Below are 23,995 nucleotides of genomic sequence, written 5' to 3'. Positions count from 1 at the left end.
AATGTGTGGGATTTTGTTTTCTAATGTAGCCATAAATAAAGAAGTATTTCTTAATTCTTTAAATATAATGAAACACCGGGGGCCTACGGCCCCACTTTGTGTATATCAGAGTGAAAACTTTATGCTGGGGCATAACAGATTAAGTATCTTAGATTTGGATCGGAGAAGTGATCAGCCCTTTTTCTCTGATGACGGAAGATATGTGATTATATTTAACGGAGAGATCTATAATTATAAAGAATTAGCCTCCAGTTATTCAATTCAAATGAGAACAAACTCAGATACTGAACTTTTATTGAAGCTTTATATTCAATATGGTCCCCAAATGTTGAATTGGCTTAATGGAATGTTCAGTTTTATTGTTTTAGACATCCAGCAGAAATCATTTTTTGTAGCACGAGATCGTATGGGAGTAAAGCCGCTTTATTACAGCAGATATGGGGAAGAGTTCATTTTCAGTTCTGAAATTGCTCCATTGCTCCCATTAGTCCACAACATTTCTATAGATCAAGAAGCCGTAAGACAATATAAAAAGATGAGATGCTTTTTTAATGATCGTACTATCTATAATGAAATAAAAGAGTTTCCACCAGGATATTATTACGAGAATGGCGAATTTATTAAATATTGGGAAATTGATTACTCTGAAAAAGAACCTCCTTCCGATGAGGAACTTGAATTTCTAATTCGCTCTGCAGTAGAGTACCGTAAGATCGCAGATGTTGAAATTGGAAGTTACCTAAGCGGGGGATTGGACAGTACGATTATTACCGCACTTGCCAGAGTAGAGCATACTTGGACTGTTGGTTTTGAAGATTATAATGAGTTTCAGTGGTCTGAAATCGCAGCAACAAGATACAATACCATTCATCATCCGATATTGTTTGAACCTGATCACTTTTTATCATTAGCTCGAGAGCTTATAACTGTAAAAAAAGAGCCTCTGTCTGTGCCCAATGAAGTGTTACTGTATCATATGACTCAGCAAGCATCTGCTAAAAATACAGTCATATTAAGTGGAGAAGGCGCTGATGAGCTTTTCTTTGGGTATGACCGTATTTTCAGATGGGCTAGTAGCACTACAGACTTCGATATCCGTACCTTTAGTGAACTCTACACCTACGGATCTGAAGATGATATAGAGATTGTAGAAGACGCTTTGGCACCTTTCATGAAGTTAAAGTCGCCTCAAAAAATCGTAGCTGCATTCTTTCAACAAGCCCATTTGAGAGGGTTACTTAAAAGACTGGATAGTGCCTCAATGTTAAATTCCGTGGAAGCAAGGTCTCCTTTCTTGGACTATAGATTAATTGAAAGGCTTGCAGGTGTAAATTCTCTGTACAAAATGAAGGATGGGGTTGTTAAGGCTCCTCTCAAGAGAATTTTTAAAGATATTGTCCCTGCAGAGATTGTAAACAGAAAAAAGGTGGGTTTTCCTGTTCAACTTGAAAAAGTCCTATCTTCTGAGAAAATTGAAGGGAAGACGACATTCGACAAATGGTTTAACTTCAATTTAACTACGTTAGGAGAAATCTTATGATTATCGGCTATACTTCCGGGGTCTTCGATTTATTTCATATTGGGCATTTGAATTTGTTGAGAAATGCTAAATCACTCTGTGATAAACTCATTGTTGGTGTGACCACAGATGAGTTGGTTTCATATAAGTACAAAAAAGCGGTAATTCCTTTTGAGGAAAGAATTGAGATTGTCAGAAACATCAGCTTTGTTGATACTGTAATTCCTCAGGACTCCATGGATAAATTTGAGGTTTGGCAAAAATTAAAATATGACGTAATGTTCGTTGGTGATGATTGGTTTCAAAATGAACGTTGGGACCAGTATGAGTTGCAGTTTAAGGAAGTTGGAGTGAAAATTATATATTTTCCCTATACGAAGAGTACATCATCGACTTTACTGAATGAGACATTACTGAAATTAAGAAAATAAGTATAAGATTTTTGCCTGAAAGGAAGAGGTTTTGCAGTGAATATGAACAGATCTATAGCTTTTGTCATTCACAATCTAGTTTTATATGAAACGATTAAGCCTTTAATTGAGGAGTGTGAAAGAAAGCAGATCGTTTGTGATATTTATGTCCCTCACATTGAAGAAGAAGATTGGGGAGACATGTCCTTAGATACCTATCATTATTTGAAGAACAATGGTATAAAATTGACTCTAACAAGCTCTGTACCTGACAAGGCATATAAAATAGCCTTCTATCCTTATCTCCCTTATTATTTGGAAGTTAAGTCCGATTATAAGTTTAGATATCAGTATGGAATGGCTAAGCCAAACTGGAATTTAGACACATGGAGTCGAAATTTCGATTTTATCTTTTGTAATGGGCTGTATGATTCCTCGGTTTTGGCAGCGTACACTCAGACTGAAATCGTTGGAATGATTAAATACGCCAAATTTCAAAGGAAGAAGCGCGAAACGGATAAATATAATTTGCTTTATTTGCCTACGTATGGGAATGAGTCGTCTATTGAGCTTGTTATGAACCATATTGAAGAAATGTCAGATACCTTTAATATGAAGGTGAAATTGCATCATGGCACTTCTTTTTTGGAGCATGATCGGGTTAGTCTAGTTAAGTCTCATATTCCTGATGTGCTTGATCATAAGGCTTCTCTTGTTCATTTAATAGAGGAAGCTGATGTGATATTGTCTGACGGCTCTGGGGCTATATTTGATGCGCTGTTTACGGACACTCCAATTGTAATATTCCAACATCCCCAAACAGAATCTTTCGAGGGGATTTTACCTTTGGAAGAACAAATAGTTCAGCAAAACATTGTTCCTTTTGTGAGCGATAACGGCAATATTAAACAAACCTTACTTAATGCAATCTTAGATGAACAACTAATACAACAAAGAAGGAAATTTACTTTAGAGATGTTTCCGGTTAAAGGAAGAGAGACGATAGATAAGTGTATGGATGTAATTAGCAGATTTCTAAAAGATGACGTGGACCATGCTTATAGAGCAGGGCATACACGCCTGAATAATGAATTTAATGAATTACAAGCTCATAATCATGCTCAAAGCCAAGAAATAGAGCAGCAAAAACAACACATTGTTGAGCATATGGATCAGATTAACACATTGATTCAAACGCGAGATCATCAGGAAAATGTAATAAGTAGCATGTCAGCAGATTTTAAATCCCTGTCTGAAAAGAAAGACGAATTAGAACAGAAATATGTTCAACTTACACAGGATTATAATAATGAAAAAAACAACTTGGATATATTAAATCATCAATATAGACAACTATTTGGTCAATATAATGAACTGAACACCCAGTTCAGTGAGTTGGAAGAATATAATGGAAGACTGTCTACAGAGATTCACAATATATATAACTCTAAAAGGTGGAAAATGGCGAATAAACTTAAACATATCTTACACAAGTCCAAAATGATATATGTTCTTAAGGGATATAGAGTATGGAAAAGTTATGGCACCACTATCTTACTGAAAAAGATAAAATCTAAAGTGTCGCATAAGCTTAACAGAACGAACGCGGGGGATCAGCCGATTGATCTACGCAAAGATGAAGGGAATTACAAGCAGTTATTAACCTGGTATGAGTATAAATTTTACAATTATAAAGTATCTAAAGATAACTCATTTTCTCTGGAGCTTGATAAGTTCGAGATTAAATTTGAGAAGGATCTTATATCGGTCGTCCTTCCTGTATATAACGGTGAGGATTATGTATCAAAAGCTATTGATAGTATTCTGCAGCAATCTTACAAGTATTTTGAACTCATTATTATTAACGATGGTTCAAAAGACTCAACGGCAGAAATTATTGATGAGTATGCTAAAGCAGATCATCGTATCAGAGTAGTTCATCAGGAAAATCGTAAAATACCAAGAACATTATCCAGAGGTTTTAAACTAGCCAAGGGTGAATATCATACGTGGACAAGTGCAGATAATATCCTCCCTGAAAATTTCCTGGAGAAGATGGTAGCTGATCTTAAAAGTGATGAAAATATTGGTATGGTATATGCGAACATGAGGTTAATCGACTCTGCTGGTCAAGTGATTTCCAACCATGGCTGGTATGAAGAACCACAGTTCAGTGGCAATGTTATGCTGCCTAAGTCTGCATTGGAGTTAAACGTATATCCTAACAATACGATTGGTGCAGCTTTTATGTATAGGGCCAAGGTAACCCAGTTATTGGGTGACTATTCTAGTTATAAGCATACCCTTGAAGATTATGATTACTGGATGAGAGTGAACTCTCTATTTGAGCTCAAACATGTGACGTTCGATGAGCCTATATATGATTATCGCTGGCACGATAAGTCACTGACCGCTTTAGATCAAGAACTGGGCATCACCTCTAACAGATATAAACTCATGGTACTTGATGATTTTAGAAGAGATTTTTATCTGACCCCATTAGTATGGATCATTGAGGGAGATGCTACTGAAGTTGGTGGGTTTAAGAAGTATGTTCTTGCTAAAGGACATACTGTGGTTGGAAGAGATGAAGTGAATACGATTATTGGTCTTAATTTGGCAACGCCTATTTGCTATTTATATATAAAAACAGGCGAAGTCCATGATTTTGAATTTATTGATTCTAATGCTTTATCGTCTATGTATGCACTGCTTATAGATAAATCAGAGCATACAACAGATACATTTGTAGCTAACTATCCGTGGGATCTGAAAATAAAGGATAAAATGAATGGTGAAACAGATAGCAATTATGACTTTTTTGCACAGGATACGGAAGTTCTGTTCTCTCTTATAAATACGAAGGTTAAGAACGATCACTTGTACCGTATTGAGGCGGTCATTGAAAGTGAACCCGTTTATAATAAGAGATTATCAGTTATTATTTGTACTTACCAGCGGAGTGAAAAGCTATCGAATGCGATTAAATCTGTCATAGAACAGTCGTTGGATAAAGCAGACTATGAAATTATCGTTGTAAATAATGATTATTTGAATGATGAGATTCATCATTTGGTTCGTGATTTCAGAGCAACCTATAATATTGACGAATCCTTCCTGCGATATATGGAGGCTCCATTAAAAGGTCTTTCCTTTGCACGTAATGTTGGTTTATTTGGGGCAGAAGGAGAGGTCATACTCTATATTGATGATGACGCTATTGCAAACTCTAACTTGCTTGAGGAAACCATCAGAGGGTTCTCAGATCGTCCCGATATCGGGGTCATGGGTGGGAATATCATACTCAATTTACATGAGGAACGGCCAGAAGTGGTTAAACCAGGTACTGAAGCATACTGGAGCCAGCTTATCGTGGAAGGCGAAGAAATTATCGATTCTAATTTTCAGTGGGAGTTCCCTTATGGAGCCAATTTTGCGGTTAGACATGCTGCGCTAATGCGAATTGGGGGCTTTAGAAGCGCCTATGGGCGTAAAGGAAACAATTACGCTGGAGGAGAAGAAATTGTTGTATCTTTTGCTATGAGAGAAATCGGCTATAAGGTTGGTCTTAATCCTAAAATGAAGGTCATTCATGATGTGGACACCTCCCGATATACTGTTGAGCATGTTAGAAAGACAATGCGAAACAGTATTTTGACTAATTACCAATTGCAAAAGGATCTGTATGCGCCGATGGAATCGGATATTGAGGCAGATAAGAATCACCTCGAAATTGTTAAAGCTGAATTAGATCATTTGCAGAAGATTCCGACTAAAAATCGAGACGTTGAAATTGATATTCTGTATAAACAATACACAGTTGAAGCGTATGAAGAATTAATACAAATGAAGGAAAACGATATAAATTCCCGAAAACAGTTGGCAAGAGCATATAGATAATTAATAAAACTTTAAAGGCGCCTCTTTTATAAAAAATAAGGGGCGCCTTTATTAGTATGGAGCGGTTAAATGAAAATTTTATATTTCTCTCCAATCTATTGGAATGATTTAAAACAACGTCCGCAACATTTGGCCGAAGAGTTTGCTAAAATGCCGGGGGTTCACATCACCTTTGTAGAACCATCCATTAGTATACTTAATAGTATTGTAAGGCAGAACTCAGATTATAAGAGAAGAAATCAAATCATTAATGATAGTCTTCAAATATTCAGGCCTTCGGGCAGTCTGAGATTACCTAGAAGCTTTGAAAGCTTAGACATATTCCATTTGAATCAATGGTTTGAAAAAAGACAGTTGAAAGATTTAGTTTGCAGTGCAGATATCATTTGGTTAGGAAGTCCAGTCTTTTATCCTCTTATTAAATCAAATAATAATAAGAAGAAGATTGTGTTTGATCGAATGGACGACTATGTATTTCTAACTAACAATGCATTAATGAAGAAATTACTCGAAAAGTGGGAACTTGAATTACTTGCCAAGGCGGATCTGGTTATTTCTACAAGTAATCATTTGCATAAGCATTCTCAAACATTGTGTAGACAATCTTATTTAGTGAAAAATGCTGTGGATACAGCTATACTAAACATAAATGTAGATAGCTTGGTTGCTGATGAATTGAGACGTTTAAAGCAAGAGGGCTACTATATTTTTGGCTATGTGGGAGCGATTGACCACTGGTTTGATGTAGAAGCGGTTAAGGCTATTACTGATTTTGATGAGAAATTTGTTGTATGTTTGGTTGGGAGAAATAACCTGAATTATAATTTTGAACAGCATAATAGGATTAAATATTATGAGACTGTTCCTAAATCAGAAATTGGTGCAATTATTGATGCTTTTGATATTTGTTTATACCCCTTTTTGAGGAATTCGGATAGAATTGATACGATCAATCCAGTAAAAGTTTATGAGTATTTGAGTTTTAATAAAGTGATATTAGCGGTGGATAGCGAAGAAACAAGGCTCTTAAATCAGGAAGGGATTTATCTATATCATAGTTTAGAGGAAATAAGAAAATATCTAATGGATATAGATACCCTACAACGCCCTTTTTATGATCAAGAGCAACTGGAAAACTTCGTAGTCCATAATAATTGGGAAGCTCGTGCAAAAACCATTATGGAGCTGCTTATAAAAGAGCTTCAATAGGAGGAACTTAGATATGAAAGGGATTATATTAGCTGGAGGGACTGGATCTAGATTATACCCCCTTACTAAAGTTACAAACAAACATTTGTTGCCGATTGGTAAATATCCGATGATATATTACTCTATTGATAAACTCAAAAAGGCGAATATAAATGATATTTTAATCGTTACTGGAAAAGAACATATGGGAGATGTGGTCAATCTCTTAGGAAGTGGTGTCGACCTTGGAGTTACTCTGACTTACAAAGTGCAAGATGAAGCCGGGGGGATTGCACAGGCCTTGCTTTTAGCTGAGCATTTTGTTGGCAATGACAAGATGGTTGTTATTTTGGGGGACAACGTTTTTAAAGATGATATATCATCATTTGTTGAAAAATTCAAACTTCAAGAATCAGGAGCGAAATTATTACTTCATAAAGTGCCTGATGCTAATCGCTATGGAGTACCAGAACTACAAGGCGATAACATTGTAAATATTGAAGAAAAGCCAGAGGTTCCTAAGAGTGATTATGCAGTTACGGGCATTTATATGTTCAATCACTCTGTATTCAATATCATCAAGACCTTGACTCCTTCAGCAAGAGGAGAATATGAAATAACAGATGTTAATAACGCTTATATTCAACGAAATCAACTTACATTTGATATTTTAGAGAACTGGTGGACTGATGCGGGAACACATAGTTCTTTGATGCTTGCTAACAAATTAGTAAGTGAAATGGTTTATGAGCTGTTTTCTTAGTATTATCATAGAACTAAAGATACCTTATGCTAAATAATTAAGAAAGCGAGTCTATTTAAATGCAAATTGTAAAAGCTCTTCCAACTAGAATAAAGTGGGTGGATGTACTAAAGGGATTGGCGATTATTTTTTTAGTATTCTCACATTTGGTGCCCCATGGTTTTAAAGGTAATGAAATGATGGATAAGAGCTTTATTATAGGCTATTTTTATTCCTTCCATATGCCTCTTTTCTTTTTTGCTTCTGGGTTTACTTCTAATTTTCAGAAGTATAAGTTTAGTAGTTTTTTGTGGTCTAAAATCAAAACAATCCTTTTACCATATACGACTCTGTATATATGCTCACTACTGTATTTTGGTTGGATGCACTGGATGGGGATTGTCGGAACGCTCGATCCAATGATTGTTATTGAAACTTTTTTATATGCAGATGGAGATCACTTAGGTATTCTAAATATGTCTCTTTGGTTCCTACCTTGTCTCTTCTTAGCCCAGATCATTTCGTACTTGGTCTTGAAAATTTCGTCCAAAAGAAGTTATATGTATATATTTTGGATATTGCTAACCATACTTGGTGCATTCTTAAGCAAGCTTGACACACATGCACTTCCTTGGTCATTTGGCACGTCAATTAATGCAGCCTCTTTAATTATTTGTGGTTATATATTCAAATTGAATGAACAATATTTTATTGAAAAAATTAGAATTAACAAACCATATTTTGCTTACGTAGCGGGATTTCTGGGTCTTTTATTATTTTTAATAAATGATAAACCAGGCATGTCAGGAAATTACTATGGACATAATTATGTATTATTTTATCTGTCGGTATTGGCTAGTTTAATATTTTATATATACTTATCCAAAAAAATTGAGTCATCTAGTTTACTGTCCTATTTTGGTAAAAACTCTTTAATTATATTTGGTCTGCATGGATTAATACTTAGCTTCTGGGAGAATGTGAATTTTTACGAGAAGTTTTCTGTTACAACAAATATGTATTTAGATGGAATTTCATTTGTTGTTATTTCTACCTTGCTTGTCTTCTTAAGTTGTATTCTTTTTATTGAACTATTTAATAGATTTTTACCTTTCCTGATTGGCAAAAAATTTAGTTCTGGTAGTTCTAATAAAACAGCAACAATTCCCAGTAAGATTGTTTAACGATTAACTTAAAAAGCCCTCGAATAAAAATCGAGGGCTTTTTTGTATGCATCGACATCTGTATTGAATTAGAAAAGATCTGGATTGTCAGGGTATATTTTTTTGAATTGTGAACGTATTAGTTCAACTTTTTCCTTCGTGATGGATGATGTCTTTTTCAAGACTATGGCTTTAACGTTATTATCAAGGGCATAGCTCTTTAAAGGTTTATAATTATTTTTAAGAGATCCGTTCATAACCTCTTCTGCGAGTATACCTACAACTTTTTGACCACTTTCACCTAAATGGTATTGTGTAGGTAATGCGATCACGACATAATCGGACTCAAAAAACGACACTGGAAAACCATCTCTTAAATCAACGTGATGGGTCAGATTCATAAATGGAAGAGCGTTGCTATTGTCAGGCATTTCAATCTGTCTGAGTATGTCATCATTAAGAATTCCAGAGCTAGACAGAACATATACTTTATGCTGCTCTGATGAGATTTCCTTAAGATAAGTCGTTAATTGTTTTAAAACAGGTATATCTGTTCTTACTCTAGGTGTTTGTTTAAAGTCACTGAATAAAGAAGAAAAATAGGTAACAGGACGTGCATTTACATTAGTGAACGTTACCAAGAAATTACAAGCGACTAAATAAACTAGAATAACTAAGAAAACATTTTTTGCATATTTTATCTTGGACAAATAGTTTAGAATAAGAATAACGCCACAAATAAATAAAATTAATACGTTCACGGTAAGAAGATAATAATGCTGAGAAGCTAAGCTTTGAATTCTTGTAAAAAGAAAGTACGTAATAAACAAGTTTGTAACTAGAAAGATTGATATATACCTAGTTTTACTAATAAATAACAAGCCTATGCAACCAACAAGAGCTATCAGAAAAATGAAGGCACCATAATGATAAAATAAATTCTGTAAGTTACTTAAGACGTCACCAAAATAATAAGCTGAGTAGGCGTTTTTAAAGTTATTGGTTAGGGCTCTTTGAATAAATTCATTGAAGAATATAATAAGAAATAATGCACTTGAAGATCCTATAATGAAAAAATTTAAAATAACCTGCAAGAGCTGCTTGAAGCGAAACTCTTTTTCTAGAATCCATTTGAACAAAAAAGCGATACTGATCGAGCCAAAAAGAGATACGATCCAAAACCCATACCATCTTCTTGTAAATGTTAGTAATACTAGGCAAGCGGCTAAGAGTAAAACTGCTTTTAAATTTAAACGTTCAAAGTCATTATTAAATAAGATAACAAGCGACAAGCAAATAAAAATAAGTCCTATAGAATCCAGATATCCACCTAACATAGGAGCTATCATAATTGGAAAGGTAAATGTAAGTACAAAGATCATGAAAATGTTCAATTTTGTGTTTAACTGGATTTGATCAGCAATCTTGATACATAATAAGAAAAGTATCAAACAAGAAGGATACAAGAAGCAGGTATAGATTGCCAAGACATAGCTCATGTAGCTTGTACCTAAGAACTTTAATGGTAAAGAGAGAAAGATTGTTGGGAAAACGGAATAATCATCTCTTAAAATGCTTGCATAGATTTGTTTAGAAGCTGCTATAAAATCTGTACTTAAAAGGTTATTAAATTGTATGGATGTATTCCAATAGGCTGAAAAGTCCCAATAATAAATGAAATGTTCCCTTTGAAGGAAGGCGTAAATGAATATTATTCCAACTAGATAACCGCCAAAAGCTAGGTACTGCACCATTATTTCTTTCTTGGCATATGTTAAGATACCACTAATGTGTAAAATGTATGTAGCACCTATGACAAACGACTGTGCAATATTTAGACCGAATAATATGGAAATATAGTAAGAATCGACTTTAAACAGTATTAGAATCGGGATAAGTAGCCACGTCAAAACCAAATAGGACCAAACAAAATTTTTATTAACTCTCGATAAATTCAAAAGCATATTCCCTCCCAATATAGTGTGCTTATTAATTTTATAGTAATCATAAATGAAAGTATATACTCAAGATGTTGGAGGTTTCGTGAATGATAATAAAGGAAGTACTTTCAGGTGCAAAAATCATTGAACCCGTGGTTCATGGTGATCACCGTGGTTTTTTTATGGAAAGTTACAATGAACAGATCATGAAAGAAAACGGAATAGACCATGCTTTTATTCAAGATAACCAATCCTTGTCTGCAGAAGCCGGTGTGATTCGTGGTTTGCATTATCAGCTTAATCCTAAAGCACAGACCAAACTCATTCGTGTGCTTTCTGGAGCTATCTACGATGTGATTTTGGATATTCGTAAAAGTTCTCCAACATTCGGTCAATGGGTCGGGGTAATCTTGAGTGAACATAATAGACGTCAGCTACTGGTGCCCAAGGGTTTTGCTCATGGGTTCTGTACGCTTGTTCCTAACACTCAAGTGCTGTATAAGGTAGACGAGTATTATTCACCTGAAAATGATCGTGGAATTCTGTGGAATGATCCAGCACTAGGGATTGATTGGCCAACTTCTCATGCTATTCTTTCAGAGAAGGATCAGAAGCATCCGGCACTGGCCGACGCTGACATTAATTTTGATTAGAGGAATAATAAGATTTAGGAGGTCAGTATGAAACTTCTTGTCACCGGCGGGGCCGGATTTATAGGCAGTAACTTTGTATTGTATATGTTAAAACAGCATCCAGATTATGAAATTGTAAATATAGATGCTCTTACCTATGCAGGTAACCTGGAAAATTTGAAATCCATTGAAAATAACCCCAAGCATAGCTTCATCAAAGCAGATATTACCGACGCACAAGCGATTGACCAACTGATGCAGCAGGGGATTGATGTGGTGGTTAATTTTGCAGCGGAGTCACATGTGGATCGGAGTATTCTGGAACCGGAAGTGTTTGTGAAAACAAACGTATTGGGTACGCAAGTGCTACTGGACGCGGCCAAGAAATATAACGTGACCAAGTTTGTACAGGTATCAACAGATGAGGTGTATGGATCTTTGGGAGAAACAGGCTTGTTTACGGAGGAAACTCCGTTGCAGCCTAATAGTCCTTATTCTGCATCCAAGGCAGGCGGCGATCTGCTAGTTCGTGCATATCATGAAACCTTCGGTTTACCAGTGAACATCACGCGTTGTTCTAACAACTACGGTCCATATCAGTTTCCTGAAAAATTGATCCCGCTAATGATCTCACGTGCATTGAGCGACCAACAGCTACCTGTATACGGGGATGGCTTGAACATTCGCGACTGGTTGTATGTAGAGGATCATTGCAGCGCAATTGATCTAGTCATTCATCAGGGTAAACTGGGTGAAGTATACAATATCGGGGGAAATAACGAGCGGACAAATGTGCATATCGTCAAAACAGTATTAGAGGAGCTGGGCAAGCCAGAATCTCTGATTTCGTATGTGCAGGATCGTCCAGGTCATGACCGCCGTTACGGCATTGATCCAACGAAGACCATGAATGAGCTGGGCTGGAAGCCAAAGCACTCTTTTGAAACCGGCATTAAAGAAACGATTCGTTGGTATTTAGACAACGAAGAATGGTGGACTCGTATTCAATCTGGTGAATACCAACAATACTATACAAAGCAGTACGGTTCCCGCTTGGGGGATGCGTAAAATGAAGGTATTGGTTACTGGAGCATCCGGTCAACTTGGTAAAGATGTAGTAAAGGTTTTTCAGGAGCAAGGACATGATGTTCTTGGATACGATCGGGAACAGCTGGATATCACGGATTTGGAGCAGGCTGTGAAGATCGTGGAACAGTACCAACCTGATGCCGTAATTCACTGTGCAGCGTATACGGCTGTGGATGCAGCGGAGACCGATGTAGACGGGGCTTATCAAGTCAACGCGGCAGGTACACGTAATATGGCAATGGCTGCGGAAAAGGTTGGAGCCAAGCTGGTTTATATCAGCACAGATTATGTGTTCGATGGAACGGCAAAACAGCCATATCATGAGTACGATAATACCAATCCGCAGAGTATCTACGGAAAGTCCAAACGGGCGGGGGAGGTATTGACCCAAACACTTTCCTCTAGGTATTTTATTGTTCGTACATCTTGGGTATATGGATTGCACGGGAACAATTTTGTCAAAACGATGCTGAAGCTTGGACAGGAGAAGCCGCTCCTCCAGGTAGTGAATGATCAGAAGGGTTCACCTACCTATACGGTGGATCTGGCACGTTTTTTGGCGGAATTGATTCAAACGGAGAAGTACGGCGTATACCATGCATCCAATAGCGGCTCCTGTACCTGGTATGAATTTACGCAAGCTATTTTACAGGATGCGGCGGAAATATTAGATGCCAAGATCACAGCGAAATTGGAACCATGCAGCACAGAGCAATTCCCCAGACCAGCAGCGCGGCCACGTAACTCTGTTATGGAGCATATAGCGATCCGAACCAATGGATTGAATGATTTGCGCGACTGGCGTGAGGGATTGCGTGATTTTTTGCAGGAGTGTCTTAGTACATCCGAGTAAATAAAACCTTATTATAAATATCAAAAATCTCCCATCAGTTCATGATTGGGAGATTTTATTATATTAAGGCCTATGTTGATTAAGGACGATGAGCATTATAATGTATAAGCAGATGAAACATATTGTCCCTCTATTGCACATTTTAAAAGAAGGAGGTCATTACTCTGAACAGACCTAACGTACAAATTTTATTATCTACATATAACGGAGCAGCTTACTTAGATGAGCAAATAGAAAGTCTCATCAATCAAAAAGACGTAGAAATTCAGATTCTAATTCGTGATGATGGCTCGACAGATGATACGGTTGCCAAGTTGAGAGCGCTGAAGCAACGTTATCCTCAACAGATTTTTTTATGCCTTGAGAGCAATGTAGGGGTTATTAAAAGCTTTTTTGATCTGATTCAAAGATCGTCTGAGACATTCGACTATTACGCTTTTTGTGATCAGGATGATGTGTGGATGCCGAATAAACTTGCTCAGGCTGTGGCTCATCTCAGGATTCAGGATGAGAGCCGACCGCTGATGTACTGTTCTGCTACTCAAATGGTCTCTCAAATATTGGAACCACTCAAAGTATGGCCAGCTTACATCCCCCGACCTGTATCCTTCTATAATGCTCTCATTGAGAATGTATGTGTAGGTTGTACCATGGTGATCAATAAAGAAACACTCAAGCTCGTGAAAAAGAGAATTCCGACTTCTTTGGATAATATTATCATGCATGACTGGTGGATTTACTTATGCACTTCCTCTTTTGGTGAGGTTGTTTTTGACCCCGATCCGTACATTTGGTATCGGCAGCATCAAAACAATGTGCTGGGAGGTTCTACGGATGGCTGGGTTAGCAAGTGGAGGAAAAGACTAAGTAGATTTGCAAAAGGAAAAAATCGCTATATTTTAAGCAAACAAGCCCAACAATTTATTCAACTTTATGGACAAGACATGTCCCCTCAAATGTATAAAGATATGGATCAATTCCTGGACAGCTACCAAAAGGGTGTGTTTTCTCGTATGAAATATATTTGGCAGTCTCCATTTTACAGGCAGTCACGGTTGGACAACTGGATTTATAAGTTGGTTTTTGTATTGAGGAAGTTATAGAGGTATGGAAAGAAAAAATATTGAAACTTTTTTCCATATATAAGCGTCAAATAGTCAAAGGTGCAAATGAATACTAGATAAAATACCATCGAATGCGTGTTCCTTTATGGAAAAATATAGTATAATTGAAACGTGCAACCGATAGAGCTGCCAAGGGCGGTCGGCTAACTCTCCCGAGGAGGGGGGTGAAGCCTGTGACAGTGTTTGAGGCGCTCAGTTTAATGCTGACGTTCGGGGCGTTAATCGTCACACTGTTAGAGTTTAACAAACGAAAATAGACCGCCCCCGCAAGGAAGGGTCTATTTTCGGCCTGATTGTTCCAAAACCGTCCGCTCTTGGAGCGTTGGTTGCGCAGGGGCTGGCTGGCACCAGCCCTTTTTCCATGTATATCTTACCACGATGAATTTTAGACCTCAACCGAGGATTTTACAAAAATCTAATAAACGACTTCCAATGAACAATATATAGATCGAAATGGTTTCGTTTGTCTATATTTGCACTTTGGAGCGACTGGAATCGAATTTTGTGAAATTCTACTAACTATGTAAGGCTACAAGTTATGTGCTTTTTTGCGCCCCGTGGTCTGCGCGGTATGCTATAATAGGCGATAGTAGAATAGATTACTGAATTTGTCAGGAGCGTTTTAAATATGGATGTAAGCATACTGGTCGTCAACTATAACACGTGTCGATTGACGCTGGATTGTTTGCAGTCAGTGTATGCGTCAAAGACGCAGTATCGATATGAAGTGATTGTTATCGATAATCACTCCAGTGACGGGTCTGTTGAGGCTATTCGTGCTGCATACCCGGATATTACATTGATAGCTAATAAGGATAACACAGGTTTCGCCAAGGCGAACAATCAGGGGATGGAAGTAGCCAGCGGGCGTTATGTATTGCTGCTGAACTCCGATACGTTGGTGCAGCCGGATACGCTGGATACAATGATTCAGTTTATGGACACGCATCCGGAGATGGGGGCATCGGGCTGTAAGGTCATCTTGCCAGATGGCTCGCTAGATAAGGCTTGTAAGCGAGGATTTCCAACGCCGTCAGCTTCTTTTTACTACGCTTTCGGCTGGTCGAAGCGTTACCCGGATAACCCGAAGTACAATCAATATCAGCTTGGGCATCTAAGCCCGGACGATGAGTATCCTGTAGATGTACTGGTAGGTGCTTTTATGCTGGTGCGCCGGGAGACAATTGACCAGGTTGGGGGCTTGGACGAAACCTTTTTTATGTATGGTGAGGATATTGACTGGTGTTACCGGATTAAGCAAGCCGGGTGGGGCATTTACTACTACCCGCGCACATATATTATTCATATCAAAGGGGGCAGCGCTCGCCGTCGTCCTTTGAAAATTATTTATGAGTTTCATAGAGCTATGTGGGTATTTCATCGTAAGCATTATAAACAGCAATACAGTTGGATCACCAATATGGCTGTATATGCGGGAATTACCGTAAAATTTGGAATGGCCTTTCTAAAAAATAAGTTGTCCGCACCGGTCAAGCCGGACAGCGGGGAACAATCTCGTACTGAGGTGAAAGCATGATACGCAGAAATCAGCGTTTTTTAACCCAATTATATATTGTGGCGGATTTCGCGGTCATTCAGTTGTCCTTTCTGATCGCTTGGTTTTTCAAATTTGAAAGTGAATGGATCACCTATAAAGAACCGCTTCCTATTCAAGTATATGGAGGCTGGAGCTTAATCTACGGCCTGATTGCCGTAGTGCTGGGAATGCTATTCTCGCTCTATTCGCCCAAACGCAAAAAGCGGTTTGCAGACGACGTATTCCGAGTCACCCAGATTCATATCGTTGGGCTGTTCGTGCTGTTGAGTGTGATGTTTTTCGTGAAGCAAATCGACATTTCGCGGTCCTATCTGGCGATCTATATGGCTGGGAATGTGCTGCTTATTTTGTTTTACCGGTTCTTTTTGAAGCAAGTTCTTAAAGCTCTCCGTCAAAAAGGGTACAACAAGCAATTCATGCTTATTCTCGGAGCGGGCACTCTAGGCCAACGATTTTATCATAATCTTGGACAGTATCCTGATCTGGGTTACGAGGTCGTGGGCTTTCTGGATGATAAGCGGCATTGGAGTGAAGAGGAAGAAGCGCATTTCCGCCCGATTCTTGGAGGCTTAGATCAATTGGAGGCTACGCTGTCGCGTCTGATGATTGACGAGGTCATTCTGGCGTTGCCGCTGGATGCCCATGATAAGTACCCCAAGATTATCAACATGTGTGAAAAGGCTGGAGTGCGCACGCTTATAATCCCTGACTTTTTTGATTATTTGCCGGCTCGTCCGTACTTTGATAACTTTGCAGGTATGCCGATGATTAATGTACGGGATATTCCACTGGATGTGGCGGGGAATCGATTGTTTAAGCGTCTATTCGATATTTTATTCTCTTTATTCGCGATTCTTCTGACGTCTCCGATCATGCTGGCAGTGGCGATTGGTGTAATGATCACATCCAGAGGGCCCATCATTTTTAAGCAAGAGCGGGTGGGCTTGAATCGTCGCACCTTCCGAATGTACAAATTTCGTTCGATGAAGGTACTGCCTCCTGGAACTGAAGATACGGGTTGGACGACTGCTAATGACCCAAGACGCACACGTTTTGGTACTTTTATTCGTAAAACGAGTCTCGACGAGCTGCCGCAATTTTTCAACGTTCTGCTGGGTGATATGAGTGTCGTTGGTCCGCGCCCAGAACGACCCTATTATGTGGATCAGTTCCGTGAGGAAATTCCAAAATACATGGTGAAGCATCATGTTCGTCCTGGAATCACAGGCTGGGCACAGAGCAACGGGTTGCGTGGAGATACATCTATTGAGGAACGGATTAAACATGACATCTTCTATATTGAGAACTGGTCGCTCTTATTCGATATTAAAATTATTTTCCGCACGATTCGCAACGGTTTCAAGAACGCGTATTAATACAGAAGCACCCTTCGGTTTAGCCGGAGGGTGCTTTTGCGTCTGGCAGTTGTTTTGAGCATGCGTATGTGGGGTATTGACCTGTACGAAAAGGATGTGACACCCCATGAAACGATTGATTGTTGCGGTTATTCTTTTAATGTTAATCGGCACATTTTTACTGGCATACAAAGGAAAATCTACAGAAGAACATACTGGCTTTACCACGCACCGTGTGATTTCGCATGCCATGGGAGCCGTTGATGGTTTGGCCTATACTAATGCGCGTGAAGCGTTTGTGGAAAATTATAAAAAAGGCAGCCGCGTATTCGAGGTCGACCTGATGTTTACATCGGATGGACAATTGGTGGCGCGCCATGAATGGACAGAATCTTTTACAGAGCAAATGCAACAGGAACATGCAGTTGCTACGGAACAGGGCGGAAAACCTTGGAGCTATCATCAATTTAAGAACACCCCCATACACGGTTCCTATACCCCAGTAGATTGGAAGGATGTATTGGATTTATTGGAAACATACCCGGATGCTTATATTGTGACCGATACGAAAGAACAGGACCCTGTCCAAATCAAACAGTTGTTTGCGCAACTGACCCGTCAGGCACAGGAGAAAAACCCCGAGCTTTTGTCCCGTATTATTCCTCAAATTTATAATGAAGAAATGTTGCGAACGTTACGGAGTATTTATCCCTATCCATCCGTTATTTATACGCTCTATGCCACAGAAGATAAGGACGACCAGATCATTCGATTTGTACAACAAAATGATATAACGGCAGTAACTTTACCAGAGAATCGGGTGAGTGGTGCTTTAGTGGAAAGTTTGCGTCAGGCAGGGGCAGTGTGCTACGTAAATACCATTAATGAGTTGAAGGATGCGGCTGAGTATGAACAGATGGGTGTACGAGGTTTCTATACAGATAGTTTAACGGAAAAAGAACTTAGTGAACGCAGTTGGATGTATGCGCTACGACCATAAGTTGTCTGAACGGGGTGTTCCCATTTGATACGAACATTGACACCTTTTAAGCACTATCATAGACTTAGCATAGAACGCTTTTGGATATTGGAATTCGGCTCGCCTGGATCATGACAAAAGCAATGAATGCTGGAGGAATGTGTGTTGGCAGATTCAATTCAATCATGGAGGCATGTGTTTAAGCTTGATCCTGACAAGGAACTGGATGATGGTGCGCTTGACGCTGTGTGTATGTCTGGTACGGATGCGATTATGGTAGGAGGTTCCTCAGGTATTACCTATGAAAATACGGTGGATTTGCTGTCGAGGGTTCGGCGTTATGAGGTGCCGTGCGTGCTTGAGGTGTCCGATCTGGAGGCTGTAGTGCCAGGGTTTGATCTATATATGATTCCTATGGTACTGAATACTACTGACAGTAATTGGATTCTAGGGCAGCACCAACGTGCGATTGAACAGTTTGGTTATATGATCCCGTGGGATTTGCTTGTGGCGGAAGGATATATTGTTTTGAACGGTGATTCTACGGTCGCTAAGCTTACCGGAGCAGATACTTCGCTGGGTGCTACATCAGCCGCCTCATATGCACAGATTGCTGACAAGCTCATGCATCTACCGATTGTATATGTGGAATATAGCGGTGCTTTTGGGGATATGGAGCTGGTGCAGATAATACATCGCAGTACGGAGCGCTCTCGTGTCCTATACGGGGGAGGTATCGTGGATAAATCTACCGCGTTACAAGCGGCTGCCGTTTGTGACACCATTGTAGTAGGGAACATCATTTATCGTGACTTGGCGAAAGCGCTGGAGACGGTAGCTGTGAAATTGGAAGTATAGAACGTGAATTTATGGAAGCTCAGGGAAAGGAGCATGCACGCATGCAATCAATAGATATACACGAGGCGGTAGCTCGCCTTAATCCGCCTCAGCGTCAGGCTGTGGAGGCGGTAGATGGTCCGCTGCTGATTATGGCTGGCGCAGGCAGTGGTAAGACGCGGGTGCTTACACATCGAATAGCTTACCTCATTGCGACCCGCAAGACGGCTCCATGGGGCATTTTGGCGATTACCTTTACGAACAAGGCCGCGCGTGAGATGCAGGATCGCGTATCCAAGCTCATTGGCCCACAGGGAAGAGATGTGTGGGTATCCACCTTCCACTCGATGTGTGTGCGTATTTTACGTCGGGATATCGAGCGGATTGGATTCACCTCGAATTTCAGCATTTTGGATTCTACGGATCAATTGTCTGTCATTCGGAGTTGTATGAAGGATCTGAATATAGACACCAAAAAGTTTGAACCCAAAGCGGTTCAGTCTATGATGAGTACGGCTAAAAATGAACTGGTCACTCCCGAAATGTATGAACGCAAGATTGGCGATTATTTTGAGGGGATTGTGGCGAAGGTATATACCAAGTACCAACAACGACTTAAAAATAACAACTCTCTTGATTTTGATGATTTGATCATGGCGACGATTCAGCTTTTTAAAGAAGTACCTGAGGTACTGGATTTCTATCAGAAGAAATTTCAATACATTCATGTTGATGAATATCAAGATACGAACCGTGCGCAGTACATGCTGTGCAAAATGCTAGCCGACAAGCATCACCGGATTTGCGTAGTAGGTGACAGTGACCAATCCATCTATCGGTGGCGGGGTGCGGATATTAGCAACATTTTGAATTTTGAAGAGGACTACCCGGAAGCGCGCACCATTTTGCTGGAGCAGAACTACCGGTCCACCTCAAATATTCTCAATGCTGCCAACGAAGTTATTGGTCAAAATACAGGCCGCAAGCCGAAAAAACTATGGACTGACAAAGAAGGCGGCGCCAAGATTAAAGTTTACCGTGCTGACTCTGAGCATGATGAGGGCTACTTTATCGCCTCCGAAATTCATAAGAATATTAATGCGGGCAAAACATATAGCCATCATGCCATTTTGTACCGTACGAATGCTCAGTCTCGGGTTGTCGAGGAAATTTTGATTAAATCGGATATTCCTTACCAGATCGTGGGCGGTATCAAGTTCTATGATCGGAAGGAAATTAAGGATTTGCTGGCGTATCTTCGCCTGCTCTCCAATCCTGACGACGACATCAGCTTGATCCGAATCATTAATGTGCCAAAACGAAGCATCGGAGACACAACCGTCGGCAAATTGCAGGCAGCTGCAGCAGAACGTGGAGTTTCAATTTTCCGTGTCCTTCAAGTTGTAGACGATTTGGGCTTTGCAGGACGTACGCGCAATGCGTTGGTAGAGTTTTACGATATGATCGAAGGTTTAAGTCGGATGGTAGACTACCTGTCGGTTACCGAGTTAACAGAAAAAATGCTGGAAACCACCCAATATCGCTTGGAGCTACAAAACGAGAATACACTCGAGTCGCGCTCACGTTTGGAGAATATTGATGAGTTCCTGTCGGTAACCATGGAATTTGAAAAAGGAGCGGAAGACAAGTCACTCGTCTCCTTCCTGACCGACCTTGCGCTGATTGCCGATATTGATTCCATGAATGACGATGAAGAAGAGCAAAGCGATGCGGTTGTATTGATGACCATGCATAGCGCCAAAGGATTGGAGTTTCCCATCGTATTTATTGTCGGTATGGAGGAGGGAGTATTCCCTCATAGTCGTGCCTTTCTGGATAACGAAGAGCTGGAGGAAGAGCGCAGATTGGCGTATGTCGGGATCACCCGTGCAGAGGAGCAACTGTTCCTTACATGCGCACAGATGCGCACTCTGTTTGGCCGCACCACAGCTAACCCGCCTTCCCGCTTTCTCGAAGAGATTCCGGACGAGTTAAAAGAGGATACGATCATCAAACGTGACCGCTACCGTCGTTCAGGCAATGTAGGCGGATCTTATGGTGGGCGCGGACTGAATAAAGGTAGTGGCAGCAACTTTGGTGGAGAACGCTCGTTTGATACGATGAGCCGTAGTGGTTCGTCCGCTTCCGCGTCACCCCGAGTAACAGTAACGACATCTTCATCCACGAAACCCACTCCGGCTGCTTCGGCAGGAGGCCCCTCCATTTTTGCTGCCGGAGACAAGGTACAGCATGGTAAATGGGGGATTGGAACTATTGTAGCTGTAAAAGGGACGGGCAATGATATGGAGCTTCAAATTGCTTTCCCGGCTCCAGTAGGGGTTAAACGACTGTTAGCTGGCTTTGCACCGATTACAAAAGTAGAATAAATCTCAAACATCATTAAATCTCGAACCTCATGAGTGGCAGCTTGGCTTAGGGCCTCTGCCCTGATGAAGTTCCCGGAGGGATACGCCTGCATGAACCCAATGCACAGGATGGAGCAGCTTGTTGCTGAACTGAACACATATAACTATCATTACTACACACTGGATGAACCCAAGATCAGCGACAAAGAATATGATGTGCTTTATGACGAGCTGGTAGCGCTTGAACAGACGAGCGGCCTTGTGCTGCCGGATTCGCCGACACAGCGTGTGGGTGGGGAGTTACTCAAAGGGTTCACACCGCATCGCCACCTTGCCCCATTATGGAGCCTTGATAAAGCTCAGAATATGGAACAGCTGCGTGCATGGAACGCGCGTGTCGTGAAGCTGGTCAATGATTACAATACCAAGAACCCAGAGCAACCTTTGCCATCTCCAGTTTATGCGATAGAACTTAAATTTGATGGTCTAACGCTGAACCTGACGTATACTGATGGACAGCTGGTACAGGCTTCTACCCGCGGTAATGGTGTGGTGGGTGAGGGGATATTGGCGCAGGTAAAAACGATTAAATCCGTGCCACTTACAATTCCTTTTCGAAATGGAACTATTGAAGTTCAGGGAGAAGGGATAATGAATCTCTCTGTACTGTCCAAATATAATGAGACTGCCGCTGACCCTCTTAAAAACGCACGCAACGCTGCAGCTGGCGCTTTGCGTAACTTGAATCCCAAAGTGACAGCAGAACGGCGATTGAATGCATTTTTCTACAATGTGGGTTATGCAGACCGTATCCAGTTTAACAGCCACCAGGAAATGATGACTTTCCTGCGTGAAAATCATTTTAAGGTAAACCCTTACCTGACTTACTTTGATAATTTTGAAGATGTAATGGAGCAACTGATTGAGATTGAAGAATCTCGTGCCGGATTGGATTACCTCATTGATGGGGCAGTATTGAAAATTACAGATATGCGCACACGTGAGGCTCTCGGGTATACCGATAAATTCCCACGCTGGGCGGTGGCCTATAAGTTCGAAGCCGAGGAAACAACTACGGTGCTTAACTCGGTTGAGTGGAATGTAGGACGAACGGGTAAAATCACCCCACTTGCGAGGGTAGAGCCGGTAGAACTGGCGGGAGTCACTGTACAAAATTGTACACTGAACAATGCTGGTGACATCGAGCGCAAAAACCTGAAGTTTGCTTTGGGTGCACGTGTGTTTATCCGTCGCTCAAACGATGTCATTCCGGAGATATTAGGAAAGGTAACATCTGAGCACGACGGAGAGGAAATTGTCGTACCAGATCATTGTCCAGCCTGCGGGTTTCCGTTGCAGCAGCGAGGTGCCCATTTATTTTGCGACAATAAGCTGGGTTGTAAACCACAAATTGTAGCTCGTATTTCCCATTTTGCATCACGTGATGCTATGGATATTGAGACATTCAGTGACAAAACGGCCATACAGCTGCATGACGAACTGGAAGTGCGCGAGCCTGCGGATCTGTATACACTCCAATATGATGATCTTGTGAAGCTGGAGCGGTTTGGTGAGAAAAAGGCCAGTAACCTCTTGGCAGCACTTGAAAAGAGTAAAGAGAGAGATTTGGCTTCTTTCCTTTATGGTCTAGGTATACCAAATACCGGTAAAGCAACAACACGCATGTTGGCTGAACACTACCGTGATTTGCACAAGACGATGTCCGCTACGGTGGAAGAACTGATAGAACTACCGGATGTGGGCGGGATCGTAGCCGAAAGCATTGTTGCTTTCTTTGCAGATCCATTTACTCAGGCGGGAATTGAAAAGATGCTGTCTCTAGGGGTGAAAGCTCAGGCCCCTGAAGCTCCACAGGAGAAGAAGACAGACAGCTTTTTCAGTGGCAAAACGGTCGTGCTTACAGGTACCTTGCATCAGCTTACGCGTGACGAAGCTGCATCCAAGCTGGAGGCGCTGGGAGCCAAAGTTGCGGGGTCTGTATCGAAAAAGACGGATCTAGTCATAGCTGGTGAAAAGGCTGGGAGTAAGCTGGCTAAGGCCCAACAGCTCGGAATTGACACCATAGAAGATGAGGATGAATTTATCAGACTGCTGGAACAAGAATAATAGTTTTGCAATGAGTGCAGTCATTCCGCTCTGGGGCGGGGTGGCTGCCTTATTATCTGTTGTATAGTAGGAAATAAAATAGATATAAATAAATGCTTGCTAAATAACTTTAGGCATGATATATTATTAGACGTTGCTTTGAGAGTATCATTTCTTGAAGCGAGGTTGCTGAAAAGATAATTGAAAAAAAGATTTGACAAGAAAGCAACCAAC

The 23,995-nt window shown here is 40.4% G+C and carries 18 protein-coding genes and 1 pseudogene; 18 read left to right on the top strand and 1 reads right to left on the bottom strand.

Annotated elements, in window-relative coordinates; all coding sequences use genetic code 11:
• The first annotated feature begins 13 nt into the window (after window positions 1-13).
• The 6 genes from asnB to AOU00_RS09780 all read left to right on the top strand — a co-directional run bounded on the left by asnB (window position 14) and on the right by AOU00_RS09780 (window position 8,943).
• Window positions 14-1,540, top strand: a complete 1,527-nt coding sequence (asnB, locus tag AOU00_RS09805) for an asparagine synthase (glutamine-hydrolyzing) (RefSeq protein WP_237166331.1) — start codon at window positions 14-16, stop codon at window positions 1,538-1,540.
• Window positions 1,537-1,950 carry an FAD synthase family protein gene (locus AOU00_RS09800; RefSeq protein ID WP_013312205.1) on the top strand — a complete coding sequence of 138 codons (414 nt, stop codon included), beginning with the start codon at window positions 1,537-1,539 and terminating at the stop codon, window positions 1,948-1,950. The genes asnB and AOU00_RS09800 overlap by 4 nt, the downstream gene beginning before the upstream one ends.
• Before the next feature lie 42 nt (window positions 1,951-1,992).
• A complete protein-coding gene (locus AOU00_RS09795) occupies window positions 1,993-5,829 on the top strand; it encodes a glycosyltransferase (protein WP_237166385.1) in 3,837 nt (1,278 codons plus the stop codon).
• 69 nt (window positions 5,830-5,898) lie between these two features.
• On the top strand, window positions 5,899-7,038 hold the full coding sequence (locus AOU00_RS09790; RefSeq protein WP_061831720.1) for a glycosyltransferase family protein: 1,140 nt from the start codon (window positions 5,899-5,901) through the stop codon (window positions 7,036-7,038).
• 13 nt (window positions 7,039-7,051) lie between these two features.
• On the top strand, window positions 7,052-7,780 hold the full coding sequence (locus AOU00_RS09785) for a sugar phosphate nucleotidyltransferase (protein WP_069290499.1): 729 nt from the start codon (window positions 7,052-7,054) through the stop codon (window positions 7,778-7,780).
• 59 nt (window positions 7,781-7,839) lie between these two features.
• Complete coding sequence (locus tag AOU00_RS09780) at window positions 7,840-8,943, top strand: acyltransferase family protein (protein ID WP_069290498.1); 1,104 nt, start codon at window positions 7,840-7,842, stop codon at window positions 8,941-8,943.
• A 68-nt stretch (window positions 8,944-9,011) separates the two neighbouring features.
• On the opposite strand, the gene AOU00_RS09775 is transcribed toward AOU00_RS09780, so the two are convergent.
• Entirely contained in the window at window positions 9,012-10,886 is a 1,875-nt protein-coding gene (locus tag AOU00_RS09775; RefSeq protein ID WP_069290497.1) for a hypothetical protein, read from the bottom strand.
• Between the two features lie 83 nt (window positions 10,887-10,969).
• Here AOU00_RS09775 and rfbC point away from each other — a divergent pair, with 83 nt between their 5' ends.
• The 12 genes and pseudogenes from rfbC (at window position 10,970) to ligA (ending at window position 23,782) form a co-directional block, all read left to right on the top strand.
• Window positions 10,970-11,515, top strand: a complete 546-nt coding sequence (rfbC, locus tag AOU00_RS09770; RefSeq protein WP_069290496.1) for a dTDP-4-dehydrorhamnose 3,5-epimerase — start codon at window positions 10,970-10,972, stop codon at window positions 11,513-11,515.
• Window positions 11,516-11,542: 27 nt separating this feature from the next.
• The gene (gene rfbB / locus AOU00_RS09765) at window positions 11,543-12,562 is read left to right on the top strand and encodes a dTDP-glucose 4,6-dehydratase (RefSeq protein WP_069290495.1); all 1,020 of its coding nucleotides are present in this window, start codon (window positions 11,543-11,545) and stop codon (window positions 12,560-12,562) included.
• A gap of 1 nt (window position 12,563) precedes the next feature.
• A complete protein-coding gene (rfbD, locus tag AOU00_RS09760) occupies window positions 12,564-13,436 on the top strand; it encodes a dTDP-4-dehydrorhamnose reductase (protein ID WP_069290494.1) in 873 nt (290 codons plus the stop codon).
• Between the two features lie 158 nt (window positions 13,437-13,594).
• Window positions 13,595-13,879 (top strand): annotated as a pseudogene (locus tag AOU00_RS27015) (glycosyltransferase); the annotation flags it as partial.
• 18 nt (window positions 13,880-13,897) lie between these two features.
• Window positions 13,898-14,539, top strand: coding sequence for a glycosyltransferase family protein (locus tag AOU00_RS09755; protein ID WP_237166330.1), 642 nt, complete (start codon window positions 13,898-13,900; stop codon window positions 14,537-14,539).
• 185 nt (window positions 14,540-14,724) lie between these two features.
• Window positions 14,725-14,817 (top strand): putative holin-like toxin, encoded by a 93-nt coding sequence (locus tag AOU00_RS27695; protein ID WP_219727884.1) that lies wholly within the window; start codon window positions 14,725-14,727, stop codon window positions 14,815-14,817.
• 371 nt (window positions 14,818-15,188) lie between these two features.
• On the top strand, window positions 15,189-16,097 hold the full coding sequence (locus AOU00_RS09750) for a glycosyltransferase family 2 protein (RefSeq protein WP_069290492.1): 909 nt from the start codon (window positions 15,189-15,191) through the stop codon (window positions 16,095-16,097).
• Window positions 16,094-17,494: an undecaprenyl-phosphate glucose phosphotransferase gene (locus AOU00_RS09745; RefSeq protein ID WP_069290491.1), complete on the top strand. Its 1,401-nt coding sequence runs from the start codon at window positions 16,094-16,096 to the stop codon at window positions 17,492-17,494. The genes AOU00_RS09750 and AOU00_RS09745 overlap by 4 nt, the downstream gene beginning before the upstream one ends.
• Before the next feature lie 106 nt (window positions 17,495-17,600).
• Window positions 17,601-18,473, top strand: coding sequence for a phosphatidylinositol-specific phospholipase C/glycerophosphodiester phosphodiesterase family protein (locus AOU00_RS09740; protein ID WP_069290490.1), 873 nt, complete (start codon window positions 17,601-17,603; stop codon window positions 18,471-18,473).
• 126 nt (window positions 18,474-18,599) lie between these two features.
• Window positions 18,600-19,310 (top strand): heptaprenylglyceryl phosphate synthase, encoded by a 711-nt coding sequence (locus AOU00_RS09735; RefSeq protein WP_061831731.1) that lies wholly within the window; start codon window positions 18,600-18,602, stop codon window positions 19,308-19,310.
• Between the two features lie 41 nt (window positions 19,311-19,351).
• Window positions 19,352-21,676 carry a DNA helicase PcrA gene (gene pcrA / locus AOU00_RS09730; protein WP_069290489.1) on the top strand — a complete coding sequence of 775 codons (2,325 nt, stop codon included), beginning with the start codon at window positions 19,352-19,354 and terminating at the stop codon, window positions 21,674-21,676.
• Between the two features lie 90 nt (window positions 21,677-21,766).
• Window positions 21,767-23,782, top strand: a complete 2,016-nt coding sequence (gene ligA, locus AOU00_RS09725) for an NAD-dependent DNA ligase LigA (RefSeq protein ID WP_069290488.1) — start codon at window positions 21,767-21,769, stop codon at window positions 23,780-23,782.
• Window positions 23,783-23,995: the final 213 nt, after the last annotated feature.

This window comes from Paenibacillus polymyxa, assembly GCF_001719045.1.
Taxonomy (GTDB): Bacteria; Bacillota; Bacilli; order Paenibacillales; family Paenibacillaceae; genus Paenibacillus; species Paenibacillus polymyxa_B.
The sequence above is the reverse complement of the archived record's forward strand: the minus strand, read 5'-3'. Positions and strand labels throughout refer to the sequence as shown.